Annotated in this window: 1 protein-coding gene; it reads right to left on the reverse strand. The window is 38.4% G+C overall.

Annotated features, from left to right (window positions below):
• A partial coding sequence (locus tag M2R48_RS21240) for an Ig-like domain-containing protein (protein ID WP_262087611.1) occupies positions 1-609 on the reverse strand: 609 nt, incomplete at both ends.

The following is a 609-nucleotide window of genomic DNA, read 5'->3' on the forward strand; positions in this document are numbered from 1 at the left end:
TACCCCACCATCATTTGAAATTTGTACTTTTTCACCAACATTTAATGCTGTGGTTAATGTACCGCTGACAGTCAAAGTAGTGTCACTGGTAATAAAATCTGTGCTTGATGTACCAGTATCTGTACTTATTGCTGTGATATCAATCACAGATGTTGGTGCAGTGGTATCAATCACAATTGCTTGACTATCCGTACTTCCAACATTACCTGCAATATCAATGACACGTGCTTGGTAAGTAAAGTTGCTGTTATGAACAACAGCATCAACTAAACTCCATGTTGTACCTGTCGTGATTGCATCAACCCACGTTATACCGCCATCATTTGATACTTGTACTTTTTCTCCAACATTCAAAGCAGTTGTTAACGTACCGCTGACAGTCAATGTTGTATCACTCGTAATAAAGTCAGTACTTGATGTGCCAGTATCTGTGCTAATTGCTGTAATATCAATCACAGATGTTGGCGCAGTGGTATCAATCACTATTGCTTGACTATCTGTACTTCCAATATTACCTGCTGCATCAATAACACGTGCTTGATAAGTAAAATTGCTACTATGAACAACAGCATCAACTAAACTCCATGTTGTACCTGTTGTAATTGCATC

This window comes from Acinetobacter sp. I-MWF, from assembly GCF_025433935.1.
In the GTDB taxonomy this organism is placed as follows: domain Bacteria; phylum Pseudomonadota; class Gammaproteobacteria; order Pseudomonadales; family Moraxellaceae; genus Acinetobacter; species Acinetobacter guillouiae.